The organism is Pseudoxanthomonas sp. CCNWLY206-1 (assembly GCF_039710385.1).
In the GTDB taxonomy this organism is placed as follows: domain Bacteria; phylum Pseudomonadota; class Gammaproteobacteria; order Xanthomonadales; family Xanthomonadaceae; genus Pseudoxanthomonas_A.
In genome coordinates, this window is record NZ_JBDKXI010000002.1 from 259,996 (window position 1) to 274,223 (window position 14,228).

A 14,228-nucleotide genomic window follows, 5' to 3' on the forward strand; every position below is an offset into this window, starting at 1 on the left:
GTATCGATTCCGCCCTACGGCGCCACGACCTCGTAGCCTTTGGCCTGCAACTTCGCCAGGTAGCCGTCTGGCTTCAGCAATTCGGAAATCGGCAGCAGTGCGAATGTGGAGGTGTTATCCCGCAACGCATTTTCCGCGGTGGCGAGCCATTCCGCTTCGATTTTCTGCGGCAGCGTATCCAAGCCTCGTTTCTGGGCGACGCTGGCTTCCAGCATGGCGCGGATACAAGCGCGATTCTGGTCGTCATAGGGCAGTTCGCGGAGTGCTTCGATATCGCCGATGGCCCAGGCATTGGCGCGCAGCGTCATGCCGGTGAGATCGGTTTCCAGGCGGTCCAGCGTCTTGCGAAAGCACTCCACATCGCCCAGTGCGGTACCCGAAAATTCCTTGATCGCTTTCTTGGGATCTTCGACTTTCAGGCGGACGATCGGTGAAACGATCTTGACGTCGTGCCGTTTGGCAGCCTTGTCCACCACCGGACTGACGATGCCCGAGGTGGCTAGCCCCGACTTCTTGACGGCTGCCTCGTATAACTCGTTTGCAGCGAAGATCGGGCGCCACTTTTCAATGCCGGCGTCCCGGCCGATGTACTTGAGCTTCAATACCTGCCAGCGCGCGTACAGATCAGGGGGCAGCACGTCCTTCAGCGTCGCGCCGTCCGGATTCTTGCGTGCCTTGAATAGGGATGGAATCAGCAGCGCACTGCGAAAAACACCAAGATCCGAATCGACAGACGCCCCAGGCGATTTCATCACCAGCTGCGATGCGGCGATGGTGGCTTCCACGTCGCGCGAAATCCAGACCATCTTTTTCGGCGCTGGCGACAGCGTGCCCATTACCCAGAGCACGTGGTCGCCCTTGCTGACACGCCACATGCCAGGCCCTGGCTGCATTCCGCTGACGGCCACCACGTCCATGTCGGTGATCGGCGGCAGTGAAGTAGAAGCCGCAGGCGGTGCCACGGGAGCCACCTGCGTTGCCGCTGATGATTGCGCTGCGGCGACGGGCGTGAAACACAGCAATAGCGTGGCGATGCAAAGCAGACGCATGGATGGCACTCCAAGGTTTCGTGGCGAGGCAGGAACCTGCAATCGAGCATCGGGGCCGCCCATCCAACCGGAGCTGGCTGGCCCTGATTGGCGCTACGCTAAAAGAGTTCGGAGAACTTCACACTGAACTGCCGTTCGGATAGGTGTCGTCACACACTCGACCGCAAGCATCGCGTGGTGTAGCCGGCCGGAGACGAGGAGCTGCAAAGGCGAAGCTTGAGCGTCATCGGCGGACCAGCCGTTCGTGACCTCGTCGATTGGGCCGCTCCATTTTCGCCCGTCGCGTATGGGTAGCCGTAGGATGCGGTGAGCAATGCGAACCGCATCTGTCGCGGCCGCAGCGGAGCCCATTGCCTTCTCCGGATAAGAACGCGAACGATGCGGTGCGCCTGCGGCTTACTGCGTCCTACGAGGAGTAGCTATTCAGGCTGAATCGCCTGCCTGGATCATGCGACCAAATCAGGCGACCCGCCCACCGGCTTCGCGCAGCTGGCGCGCGACTTCGCTGTTCTCTTCCAGTAGCTGGAAGCCTTTCCAGACGAACCCCGGCGAAACCGTGCAGTCCATCAGCGAGTAGTCGCCCAACGAACGGGCGCTTTGCCAGACTCCCGCCGGCACCACCTGCGACTGCTGACCTCCCCGCGCGGAGGTGTCCAACTGCGCACGACTCAAGGTACGAGCTTCCGGATCGAACATGGACAGTTCCAGCGGGCTGCCTTCCTGCCAGTCCCATATCTCGGTGGCATCCACACGATGCCAGCGACTGGTCACGCCGGCCGTGAGCAGATACTTGATGGCAGTAAGCGTGGGCCGTTCCAATCCGTTGACTTCGGTGCGCTTGGCCGATTCGTAGATGCGACGGAAGTATCCGCCCTCGGGATGAGGGGACAATTGGAGGGTGCTGATCAGTTCTTCGGCGCGCGTATGCATGCCTGCATCCTATACGGTGATTGTCATATTTGTCGCTGGGGAATATCCGGCCGTGGCCGGCCCACAAAAAACCCCCGCAGTGGCGGGGTCCATGCGGATTTTCAGAGGGCCAGGACGGACGGCCACCTGAGCCGAAGACCCTCCGCCCCAAGGCAGATGCGCTACCAGGCGACATCCGGCGTGGCCAGATGTCGCCGGAGGCGCGCGCGAAGCAGCCGAATGAAAGCGCCTTAGCGGGTGCCGTCAAGCCAGTTGGGGCCTTTATTCTTCAAGAAGAAGATGTAGACCACCAGCGACACGGCGATAACCGCGGTGACGTAGGTAATGAAGTTGCCGACTTGGCCGGTCTTCAGCGCCCCCTGGTACAACAGCGGCGCGGTGCCACCGAACAACGAATTGGCCAGCGCGTAGCCCAAGCCCACTCCCAGCGCGCGCACGTGAGTCGGGAACAGCTCCGCCTTCACCACCGCGTTGATTGAGGTGTAGCCAGTGAGGATGACGAAGCCTACCGCCAGGATCAGGAAGGCCGCGCCGGCGTCGCTCTGCCTGGGCAGCGCACCGATCATGTACCAGGTGTAGAGCACGCCGCCAACGCCGAAAAACACCAGCAGGCTTTTGCGCCCGATGAGGTCCGACAGCCAGCCACCGACGGGCTGCAATACCATCAGCAATGCCAATACGCCCAAGTTGATCCACGTGCCAGTAATCACGTCGTCGCCGGCAAAGGCGGCCTGGATCATCTTTGGGCCGTTGACCGAATACGTATAGAACGCCACGGTGCCGCCGGCGGTGATCAAGAAGCACAGCAACAGCGGCCGCCATTGGTTCACGAACAGCTCGCGCATCGAACCGGACGCCTTGGCCGTGCCTGCCCTTGCCGCTTCAATGAGGTTCTCGCCTAGCGATTCGTCCATGCTACGGCGTAGCCAGAACACCACGATCGCGGCGACGCCACCGATGCCGAACGCCACGCGCCAACCCCATTCGGAAACCTCCGATTTATCCAGGAAGCTCAACATCAATAGCAGCGTCAACTGCGCCAGCACGTGGCCACCTACCAAAGTGACGTAGTGGAACGACGACAGGAAACCGCGGTGGCGGGGAATGGCGGCCTCGGACATATAGGTGGCGCTGGTGCCGTACTCGCCGCCAGTGGCGAAACCCTGCAGCAGGCGAGCGAGCAGCAGGATCAATGCCGCGCCGATGCCGATACTGGCAGCGGTGGGCGTGATCGCGATGACGAAGGAACAGGCTGCCATCATGCTGATCGAAACAGTCAGCGCTCGACGACGGCCATAGCGGTCCGCGAAGCGGCCGAAGTACCAGGCGCCGATCGGGCGCATGAGAAAGGTCGCCGCGAAGATCGCCCAGACGTAGATGGTCGAGTTCTTGTCTTCCGGCGAAAAAAACTGCGACTCGAAGTAGGTCGCGAACACCGAATACACGTAGACATCGAACCACTCGACCAAGTTGCCGGCCGAGCCTTTGAGCGTATTGGACACCGAGCGCCGCAGAGCGGACACGGGCACGGGCGAGGGCGCGACGGGTAAATCGACAGCGCTACTCATTGGGATCGCCTCTTGCGGTCTGTGCACCCTATGCCCGGATGACGCGATGAGGTGCGTGTTCACGGACGATCGTGCGGGACCGCTACCTTACGACACCCGTACGAAGAGGTAGATAAGACCATCTGGCTAGGCACTGGCGCGGGTGCTGCTGGCCTGGATGTGTTTCACCTGACCCGGCGCCTGATTACCTGATCTTCGTACTGCGGCAATGCATATGAAAAAACCCGCGCTGTGGCGGGTTCTGTGTGGATTTGCGGATGGTCGGGACGGCCGGATTTGAACCGGGCGCCTCAAACCTGCTGGATCAAGAGGTTAGGCTTCAAGCCACGCTCGGCATCCGTAGCAAGCGTCGCCTGCTCTTACCGATCATGTACTTGCCCGTCACCAGATCAACCCGTACGTAGCAACTCCACGTGCTTCAAAGTGTAGCAGCACCGGGGTGTAGTGTCGGGTTCAAGCGCGCGCTGTCCCCATCGAGTGGGGCCTTGAAGACGGCCGAGCTTGCTACAGAAGCCAGCCAGAAGCGATCTGGCGTTCGTCCGAATTGGGACGTTGCGTTACTGCTAAAAATTGAAGGTGCCATGCCGGTCGCTTGCCAGTGGCTTTGGTGTCATTCCAGCTATCGGATATGCCGTCGGGTCTACCACCGAACATCTCTTGATGCGGACGACCCTCGATCAGCACACTCGAAGTCTTAGGTGAGGGCCGGGAGCAGCTATCCGTTGCCCCCGATCTGCAAGAAGCGCCCGGCGCACTCCATACAGGCGTGCCTTGTATGAAGCAAAACGCGTCCGTGTCGGGATACAAGAAACTGAACGGATGGTTTATCATCTGTTCAGTTTCAGACCACGCTCAGCTATCGGGTTGCCGACGTTCGTAGGCGTGGATGCCAGCTTGAAGCTGGTAGGCCTATGAAGATCCCGACCAAGGCCAGCGGTGCGGTTCCCTAAACGGGGTCGCGGCAACCGTGTCGGCAATGCCCCCTTGCCGCCTGGCGATCAGGCAAGGATCGGCAAACAGATTAGTGCCGCAATGATCGAGTACCTGAAAGGGGATGACTCTCCTCGCAGTTGGGCTGCCTTCAACCTCGCGCTCGTGGGGTTGGGGGCGGTATGCCTCCTGCGGGGATGTTAAATGAGGAGAAAAGAGTGGAGAGAAGTAAGCAGGACAAAATTAACAGCTTCGAAGTATCTGGGCCGATAAGCCACGAAGACATTAGAGGTACCAAGTCAATCTTTCTCAAGTCCGACACGAACGCGGGCAGCAATTACGAATCTGCGCTTTTCGACAAACGCATAGCAACGTACCACTTGGTGGACGTGACAACAGGAAAACCGATTGGCTACGTGGCCATTAAGATGCAGTTGGAGTATCTCGGCTCCGACTGCCCTGCAAACGCATTTTTCGCTGTGCATTATGTGTATGTGATGCCGCAATACCGGGGATTGGGACTCAGCGGGCTCCTGCGCAAGAAGGTTGAGGAAACAGTACTTGAATGGCTCGCAGAACAACGTCAGTCAATCACAACGGAACTACGATGCATGTCCGCCTCTGAGGCAATCAGTTCCGATGGACTACGGTTCCTACGGAAACTAGATAGCGCCCTGCTTTCGTGGTGTGGCCAGCACCGTGTAGAACTCATGACATCAATTCCGGCGCCATAAAGATAAAGCGGTAGCCAAGGAGACCCGATATCGAAGGAAAACAACTTCAACCCCGATCAATTGCTGCTACGAGATCGGTTTACCGCATACCAACCGCAATTGAACCTCATGCGTTGGACGTTTGAACCTAAGGCCCGGTTCGCCGATCACATAGGCACGGGCCAGCTGTAGCGGGACTTTCTGCGCTTGTATAAAGTACTGCCGCTGCCTTGCAACATACAAACCGACAAACTTTGTCATTGAATCAGGTTCTTTCTGGAAGTCTTCCCCGCCAGATCAGCACAGGAGAACGAACATGGGTGTTCCAATGGATACTTGGTTCGATGCTTTGGTAGCGGAACATCCCGATGCCGAAAAATATCGCCCAAATATGGATCGCATCATTGAAATGTACTGGGAAGAAACGAATGACCGAGCCTCCTGGGAGGAGAAGGCAAAGAAATTAAAACTTATTCTTGATGACGTTTTAGACGGCGACAAGCGACTAATCGCACGACGACAGCGAGAGAAGGAAGCCAATGCGGCCCACTATGAAAAAGCATCGGGGTACGCCAATCTTATTGTTTCAGCTGGTTATGCCGCCCTGATCGTCGCTTGGAGCACTACATTTCGAGACATCGACAAAAGCTACGCGATGATTGTTGGTGCGCTCGCGCTGACTTCGTTGCTGCTATTTATAGGATGGGAAATCCTAAAGATGATTGCATCGGCACTTGAGATCAGCAGACGCGCGACGATCCTCGCTAAGGCTGATAGTGAATTACTCGATGCGCTGGAGGCCGATCTTGATAGAAATTCACCACTTAACTCGATAATCGAGCGCGGATGGATATGGCAGCTATTTCTGGCCCTTCCGACCGGGCTCGCTTCCGGCGTTATCTTAATTGTGCAAGTCTTTAAGACATACGCGGGTTTGTAAAACAATCCTTCAAGAATCGCTTCATGGCGAGGCAGATAAGCTGCCGTTGAAATTGATGCCGAGTTCGACTTCCAAGTTCCTGCTAACAGCATCTACTGTGTCTTGCTCCACACCTGTTAGTTCCACGCGCCACGTGCGCGACACCGCCTCCGAAAGATTCTTTGCTGAATATCTTACGGTCACTCCTCCAACGACGGTCCTCTCCGCGTCGACGGGCGCGCGCACATGGAACGAAAACTCTTCCTCACCTATGCCGTGCCGCAGTTCACTGCACTCACCCTGGCAATGCTCAGAGAAACTTCTGGGCTTGTCAAAAACCCAAACCATCTCACGTCCAGCTAGCGCGCGAGGCGCCACGACATCGATGATTGAATTTAATCCGTACCGAGCGAGATCATGCGAGTACATATCAGGCACGGAGTAGATTCGGCCCATCACAAACTGCCGCATTGTAGGCGGCTGCTTGAAGCCGAATCCAAGCTTAGAAGCCTGTTCGGTATGCGCTCGCTCCTCGACAAGGCCAAACTCACCTGCCGATGAAATATCAACAATCAGGTGTTCAGCAGATGATGAGCCACTGTTCCGAATTCGTAGCGAGAGCGATATAGGATTTACCTTCGCATTCAAAATAAGGGCAGCGCGTCGGATTCTCTCTCGTATGTGCTGCTCCCAAAGCAATCTTGCCTGCTGGTAGCTGTCCCGGTCTTTGTGAAGGATGACAGCTACTGTCCCAAGCTCAGTTCCATCGTCCACCGGGAACTTGCTTATAAGTGCGCCCATGAATTCTTCAACGCATTCGTCGGTCAAGTCGGGATAGTAAGGGAAGGACCCTCTTACAACATCCACTTCCCTATCATCTTGTAAAATGGCAAGCTCGATTGATGGGCACAAGTTTTGCAACTGCGAGACCTGCGATCGGAGCGACGATATAAGGCGATCACGCTCGTCTGGCTCCGGAGCCAACCTCCAGCTTTCTGGCGCCAAAATGCTTCGAAGACCGATTTTTCGCGCCAGTCGAGTTGCGATGGTGTCGTCACCTATCAAGGTGAAATCCGAATCTTCGAATTCTCGCGCGCAGGCCAGTGCTTCTTCCGCAATCCGTGCATCTGGCTTCGAATAGTCCAGATCGGATGGCTTTTCTCTTAACGGGTCCAAATGGGGCGCCAAGACCAACGTAACGGACAGACCTCTGTCGCGCATATGTACTTGGTCGCTTTCACCACTAACAAGCGGTCTTATGATCTCAACTATTCGACGCGCCTTTCTTGCGCGTCGCCCATTGCCGTCATGCTTGTGATTGTCGAGCTCACGTAATACTTCGTCTAAGAGAACGATTTCTATCGTCGCATCTGACGTTATTTCCTGCCAAGGAATCTCGCTTAAAGACTGGAAATGCAGGAGAAAATTTGTGTCGGGTGCGTAGCGCATTGTCATGAAGACCCGTTAAAGCTGCGCAGCCTGTTCTAACCTCGTAACCCACGAACCAAACTGAGGGCATTCGATCCTCATTCGAGCAAGCCCGATTTCAAGCGCGGCAAGGTTTCCATACAAAGGTTTTTTGGTAACCTTCAATCAATAGCTCGACGCGCTTGGACGGAGCGGTAGCTGGAGAATCATTGATTTCCTCTGGTGATCCGAACTGGTTCCTTACCAACTGCATAGCCCCTGCCAAATCCGAACGACCGACACCCTTCGCGAACGCCACGCAGTCGCTAAAAAGTAACGCCTCAAACTCATGCATCAAGACAAATGGAACAAAGCGCGCTGCTTGTAAGTCGCTACCTAACTCGCCAACTATGTCTGCATATAGCTGGTCCTGAATGAGAGCAGCTTTATTCGCGTGAGCCAGGGCGCATGCCGCGTCCCTTCCCGGCCAAGCCCCGTCACCAGACTTAGGCATTGCGTAATAGTCAACCATCAACGTTGATACAGCCCCATCATCTTCCTGTAGATGCCGTATGACGTCTCGTTTTACTGCCTGCCAAGGCTTAACACCCCCGCGCCTCGCGCGCTGGCGAGCATTACCAAAAAGACGTGCGCCTACAACTGTGTATCCGTTCTCGTACAAATGTTCGGCCAAGACCTCATTGACGAATGTCTCTTCGGTCTGCCCTTCCACATGAACAAGCAGCCGCGTCATGTCCTATGCCTTTGCGGCCGGCCACCCAGTTGATTCTTTTCCCATAGCTGCCCGAGGCTGTAGTCTTCAAGCCAACTTTCCAAGTTCGGAACATCTAGTCTTGTGAGTACTGTCCCATCATCGACGCGGTCTGCAATCAACACATCCTCTGGGTCAAAATGGTCTAAAAGAAGGGGCGACTGCGTCGAAACGATTACCTGCGTCTGAGCTGATGCTTGTCGGATAAGTGATGCGAGCAATGTTATCGCGTAAGGATGCAGACCCAACTCCGGCTCATCAACTAGTACGACGGAAGGTCGATAGACCACCGGCTGGAGCAACAAGGTAGCTAGCGCAACGAAACGTAGAGTACCGTCGGATAGAGATGCCGAGCCAAAATACTGATCTGAATCCCGGTGCTTCCAAGCCAGTCTAATAGATTCATCATTCAGTGGGTCTGGGCGCAGAACAAAATCATCAAAGAAGGGTGTGACTTGCTGAACCGTCCTACGAATAAGGTCATAGGTCTCTTCGTGCTTCTGTTGGAGAAGATACAAGAAAGCCGCGAGGTTAGAACCGTCCGGCCTTAGGAACTCGTTATCGTGCAGCTGCGCTGTCTTTCGAAGAGGTGACGTGGCGCTTGTGTCATGCACATGGAATATTCTCCAGCTTCCCAAGCGCGCACGAACCCAGCTTGGCGTTTTCACAAGTCTACTGTCACTGATACCTGCCTCTCGCCCGCCATCTACCGGCTGGAGCGCGTCGTCCCAAGGATGCGGATACCGATCCTTATCCCAGAACATCACCGTTTCCTGGGCTACGTAGAGGCTGTCATCAGCGGTAGGTTTGAGTGTGATTCGGTACTGGTTCTGGCCATCCAGAAAAGAAACATGGATGACTATTTCCGAGGTCACCTTGGAGCCGAAGTGAAGAATCTGCTCAGCGCCTCCGGATCGCCTCACGTAGTCCTGGAGCCTTCCTTCACGGAGGGAGTGCAGAAACGAAAATACGCCAATGAGATTGGACTTGCCGGCGCCATTCGGACCAATGACTACATTGACTGGCCTTAGCTTTACCTCCTGATTAGAGGCAATGCTTTTGAAGCCCGCTACGCTAATGAAATCAATGATTTGGCTAGTCATAATTCAGAGAATAACAGGTTCTGTTTAGTTTGAATCGGGCTGTATTCAATCACTCGGGTCAAATGCGCGATCACCTTTTGCCGTCGAACTAATTACTGACCCGCCGAGAAAGGCCTCGACTCAAGTTGTACAGCCCGCCAGGAGCACGGACACGAAACCGAATCGTGCAGTGCTATGTACCCTTTAATTAGCGCGAGGTACAACCTGATGCTGGTACCTATCACTAACGGCGGATGCTGATACTTACGCTTCCTTTGCTCCACAACTATAGAAGTAAGGAGGATTTCAACTTTTTCACCGCTTGGCTCGCACGTGTTATGTGGCAGACCTTTCAAGCGCAGAACCGCCCCCCCACTAATGCCTTGTAGCGCTTTATGCTGCACATATCGACCCTGATCCACATGCACGCCATGATTGACGAAAGCGAGACTAACCCCATCAATGGGCGTGTCCTGCACCCGAACGCCAACTCTAATTCCATCGTAAAGCTGGAATCCATAGAAAATTGTAGGGACCATGAGAAGAGCGTAGAGCGTTGCTGGAGTGCTTCCGCCGATATCGCGCTGCTCTACCATTGAATGCGGATAGCCCGCGATGATATGCATATCTTCGTCGTCAGGATCTCCCACGTCGCACTCCTGAAATGATCGTTCTTCAAGGTGCTTTGGAACGGGTTGAGAGATTTCAATCACAGCAGCATCGATGGCTACGTGCTCGCCATTCTCTATGAAATCTGACACTTTCTGAACCTTGTTTCGGGTTAGGGTAAATACCTCTCTATCTGCGTAAAGGTGAAGCTCCGCGTCCTCGGGATAATGCAAAAGCTCATCGATTACGTGCGCAGCAGTAAGAAGAAATGTACGTCCCTGTGAATGAAATAGTACGCACGAGCCTATTTGATCCTCAAAAGGCTTGTTTGGCTGCACCACCAGCAGCGGAAACACGCGAGTATCAATGCCTTTCAAACCGCGCATAACCGGTTCGGTACGCTGCGCCTCGCGTAGTGCTTCGCCACTTCTCAAATATTCTTTAAGCTCTGCACGCCGCATGTCGCCCCTCCCGTGCCTAGAAATGTTGCCCAATTAACCAATGAACTGCTGATTCCTGTAGCAACCTACTGAATCAAAGCTCCGTCCAAAACCGTTGTATTTGATGGAGACAATCATCACTTTGCGTTGATCGACAAGCAGCTGCATTGAACTTGCGTACTTGCAGTAGTGGACGCGACATTGTCGTCATGATCCGGCCTAGCAATATGCCAGTCAATTCAACCTTGATTATGCTGTTCAAGCCAAGCCACGACCTCGCCCCAGTTGTTGTCCTTCGCATACCGCAAGAACTGACCACCCTCGTCGTCCATCAATTTGAAGTCGGTACCAGCTCGCAAAAGCATCATCGCTATCTCTTCATTTTGGGCACTGCCTAATGCAGGCAGGTCGTAATCGCCGGGCGTGGAAGCGTCAAGACCCTGATCGAGCAAGTAGCGGACGAACTCCACATCTCCAGCTTCCGTCGCGATGTGCAACAGGGTGTCTCCATTCGCGGCCCGCGCTTTAATGTCGCACCCCTGCTCCACTAACCACCTCGCTATCGCGAGACCTTCCCAGTCGTCGTCCCCGTACGGACGCCTTAGTGCAAGGGTGATGGCAGAACGCTTGGCATTTTTTTCAGGGTCACCCGCATCATCGTCGAAGCTCAGTGCGGGATGCGGTCTTGTTCCTGCGACTCCCCAGATTGTCTTTACGGCATCTAGCCGGCCACCCTCGACTGCCGCTTTGAATGCCGCATCGATCTTCGCCTGGTCGCGCTTGCCACGGGTATCCAGCAGACCCCGATCGACAAGGGGAGTCAGCAACAGGTCACGGTGATTCCTAAGTGCGGACTCAAGCAGCGGGCCGGGCGCACTCATGAATCCTGCCTCAGGCTCACCCGTAACGATCAGAGGCGCCCCAAGCTTGACCAATTCAAGCATTGCAGCTTGGTCTTGTGTTTCATCACTGGATACAGCGCGCGCCAGCAACTCGGCACCCTTTTGCGTGTCGAAGGGAAAACCGGCGGCCTGCAAGCTACTCAAACTCTCAGTGGTTAGATGAACCCACTTGTCAGTACGTGCCGCCTTATCAACCTCGTCTTCGAACTGCGAGACGGTTGCTGGCATGCCCACCATTTCCCCGACGTAGTCAGATATGGTCTTTGACTGCTTACCCATACGCAGTGTTAGCACGTAGGTCGGATTGTCAGTAATTGGCGCGTTGTACTCGGAACGGACAGACCAGAGGTTCTTGTCACGCAGGCTCGCAACGAGCCTCCTCACTTCATCCTTAGGGACGAAGAATTCATGTTCACCTTGCACATCCACGTAGCGACTACCGCAGTAGACAACTCTGCCGGTCCCATAGATATCCACGCGGTAGCTCGGACATGTTCCGTAGCACCCCGTCCGCTCAAGACTGATGTGCACCTCTTCCAAGGGAACATCCGGCAATGGAATCGACTTCTCGGGTAATTCTTCCTCGCGGACCTGCTCCTCTATGAGGACAGCTACCGCTTTACCATTGCGTTCGAAGGGCTGGTACCGCAGGTCAGCCAAGGATTGCAATGCTGCGAGCCGCTTGGCATTTAACTCCTGAGGTCTGTCAAAAGTGTCCTTGGCTACGTAGCAGGCGACCTTTCCTGATTCATCGATACGAAGTGTCAGCGACAGACCCCAGTCTTCGCGCGCTGTGCCAAATGGGTAGTTGATCGATGGCAACTGACCATTCCGGTGAGTTTCCACCTGCTTGCCCTCCACCTTCGGGACCAGAAGCTGGCGATCGGTGCACACACTTAGATCTTTCTTAACTACTGGGCTGGGCGCCGGGGTGCATGCCTGTGTAGACAGAACGAGAATCGCTGTAAAGGACAGTCTGCTTGCCAAGGGTGCCATGTTGCGTCCTTATCTCAGGCGGGAAGTATCCAAACCTTTGTACGTCAATGCCTCAACCATTGCCTTGCGCTGGTCTACCATCAACTGGCGTGTGCTGCCGTACTTGGCAGTCATGGAAGCAATACCGGTATCGTGGCCCACAACAAGGGCAATCTCATAGTCCGAATGGCCAGCCAACCGCAGTCGTTCGACTACGCCATGGCGAAAGCGATGGAATCCCCCTCGGATGCCGTCATCTTTGATCCCCAAACGGGCTATGAACTTTCGGAACCTCTTGCCGGCAGCTTCTGAACGCCGCCCGTTCCTGTCAAGCGGGATCTCCGGAAATAGGACTTCGTGGCCTTGCTGACGCAGTCGATCCACACGGGCCAGGAATCCGACACCAAGTACTTGTGAGTGGATCGGTACGATGCGTGCGGAAGCCTTTGTCTTCAAGCTCTGTTCGATTGCATCTGCGGTGATGTTAAGCACCCACTGATCGCCGATCTGCTGGATGTCGTCAAGCCGCAGCTGGGTCAATTCGTTGAGTCTGCACCCAGTAAAGGCTGCGAGTAATGGCAACCAGAAACGATAGTCCCTTACCTTGTGCGACCCCGGCAGCAGTTGGTTCCGTTCCGATTGGCAACCAACGAAGCTCGGGCTGTGGAATATCTTGACAATCTGTTCGTCCGAAAACTCACTAACAGTCGTCGGCTTGTTCTTGGCAGACGGCGCACTGGTTGCGAAGTTCGCAGCATCTACGCCGTCCACGTTGTTAGCCATCCACTTTCCGAACGCACTCATGTGCGAAAGTCGGAGTCGCACTGTCTTGTCAGCCAGCGACGCAGACGTCGACTTTGCCCTCGAAAGGATCTGACTCACCGTCTGACCGGGGAAGTCCCGCGCGGCGTTCGGCGGGAGCTTTACCAGTGCCTGCTTGAAAGCGGCCATGTCCTTCTTGCGGTACTCCGTAGGCTCCTTCAAACCGCACACCTCCACGAATTGCGTAACGTTGCGTACGCGTTCGAGCCGACCTGACTCACTTAGCTTTGGGAATCGTTCGGACAGGTAGTCTTCGTGCAGCTGGATTATGTCCTGCCTCACCCTCGTGGCGCTGGGCTGGGCCGGCATTGAAGCCTCGTGTGCCTTGCGCGCGGGTGTCTCGCTAGCTTCCAAAGGCACCAGCCCGCTCTGCTTTAGTGGAGCGTCCCAGCGTCCAAGCACCTCGGCCTGTGTGAGCGGCACGTAGGTAGTGTCGGCGATAGCCGACTCTGCGTCGTCCAGCGCCTCGATCCAAGCCGCTTGGAGCAAGCGGGCCAAATGACGGTATTCAGGTCCGTCCTCTACGATCTTGAAACCGTTCACCTTGGCAATATGGCCGATGAATCCGTCGACGGACTTCGGGTCCATCGCCTTGAGCTCAGTCCAAAGTCGGGTTCGAAGCTCGGCCCGATCCTCGTCCATTTCGGCTGCACTGCCGACCAGCCATTCGAGGTGATATAGGCGACTGGCCCGAAGGGTCTCATCTGCGTCGTATCCAGACGCAACGGCAGCAGTCAGCTCTGCACCAGCGCGCGCAACGTCGGATGGCGAGGCGAGTTCCTGTAGGCGCTCATTGAGGAGGGAAGCCTTCACCGTGTCGCGGAACAGGGCTCCAGCGTGCCGAAGCTGGTCTGGGGTCGGTACCGGTCGGGCCCCAAAAGCCTGACGTTCGTCCTCGAAGCCTTGCAGGACTTCCGCACGCGCGTGGGCCAACCGGAGCTGGGCGGCTTTGGCGTCCCCAGTGCCGAGTGATTTCCAGACTTCGCGAGTGCTACGTTTCCCAAGCTCCTTGCGGATCGCGAGAATGTCTTTGGGCACAGCGATACGCAGGGTCCACGTGCCGCCCCTGAGGAACATATTGGCTTCTTTGCGCATTGCAGACTCCATCGG

10 protein-coding genes are annotated in these 14,228 nt (G+C 55.8%); 1 reads left to right on the top strand and 9 read right to left on the bottom strand.

Annotated elements, in window-relative coordinates:
• Nucleotides 1-14 precede the first annotated feature (14 nt).
• The 3 genes from AADW18_RS05340 to AADW18_RS05350 all read right to left on the bottom strand — a co-directional run bounded on the left by AADW18_RS05340 (nt 15) and on the right by AADW18_RS05350 (nt 3,547).
• A complete protein-coding gene (locus AADW18_RS05340) occupies nt 15-1,049 on the bottom strand; it encodes a TraB/GumN family protein (RefSeq protein ID WP_337342331.1) in 1,035 nt (344 codons plus the stop codon).
• Between the two features lie 459 nt (nt 1,050-1,508).
• Nucleotides 1,509-1,979 (bottom strand): cupin domain-containing protein, encoded by a 471-nt coding sequence (locus tag AADW18_RS05345; protein ID WP_337342332.1) that lies wholly within the window; start codon nt 1,977-1,979, stop codon nt 1,509-1,511.
• 230 nt (nt 1,980-2,209) lie between these two features.
• On the bottom strand, nt 2,210-3,547 hold the full coding sequence (locus AADW18_RS05350) for an MFS transporter (protein WP_337342333.1): 1,338 nt from the start codon (nt 3,545-3,547) through the stop codon (nt 2,210-2,212).
• A 1,959-nt stretch (nt 3,548-5,506) separates the two neighbouring features.
• Here AADW18_RS05350 and AADW18_RS05355 point away from each other — a divergent pair.
• Complete coding sequence (locus AADW18_RS05355; protein WP_337342334.1) at nt 5,507-6,130, top strand: hypothetical protein; 624 nt, start codon at nt 5,507-5,509, stop codon at nt 6,128-6,130.
• A 21-nt stretch (nt 6,131-6,151) separates the two neighbouring features.
• On the opposite strand, the gene AADW18_RS05360 is transcribed toward AADW18_RS05355, so the two are convergent.
• The 6 genes from AADW18_RS05360 to AADW18_RS05385 form a co-directional block, all read right to left on the bottom strand.
• Nucleotides 6,152-7,564, bottom strand: coding sequence for a PIN domain-containing protein (locus tag AADW18_RS05360; protein ID WP_337342335.1), 1,413 nt, complete (start codon nt 7,562-7,564; stop codon nt 6,152-6,154).
• A 91-nt stretch (nt 7,565-7,655) separates the two neighbouring features.
• Nucleotides 7,656-8,270, bottom strand: a complete 615-nt coding sequence (locus AADW18_RS05365) for a DUF4276 family protein (RefSeq protein WP_337342336.1) — start codon at nt 8,268-8,270, stop codon at nt 7,656-7,658.
• Nucleotides 8,267-9,391, bottom strand: coding sequence for an AAA family ATPase (locus tag AADW18_RS05370; protein ID WP_337342337.1), 1,125 nt, complete (start codon nt 9,389-9,391; stop codon nt 8,267-8,269). The genes AADW18_RS05365 and AADW18_RS05370 overlap by 4 nt, the downstream gene beginning before the upstream one ends.
• 92 nt (nt 9,392-9,483) lie before the next feature.
• Entirely contained in the window at nt 9,484-10,440 is a 957-nt protein-coding gene (locus tag AADW18_RS05375; protein ID WP_337342338.1) for a hypothetical protein, read from the bottom strand.
• A 218-nt stretch (nt 10,441-10,658) separates the two neighbouring features.
• Entirely contained in the window at nt 10,659-12,215 is a 1,557-nt protein-coding gene (locus AADW18_RS05380; RefSeq protein WP_337342339.1) for a DUF6438 domain-containing protein, read from the bottom strand.
• A 111-nt stretch (nt 12,216-12,326) separates the two neighbouring features.
• A complete protein-coding gene (locus AADW18_RS05385) occupies nt 12,327-14,213 on the bottom strand; it encodes a site-specific integrase (protein ID WP_337342340.1) in 1,887 nt (628 codons plus the stop codon).
• Between the last annotated feature and the right edge of the window lie 15 nt (nt 14,214-14,228).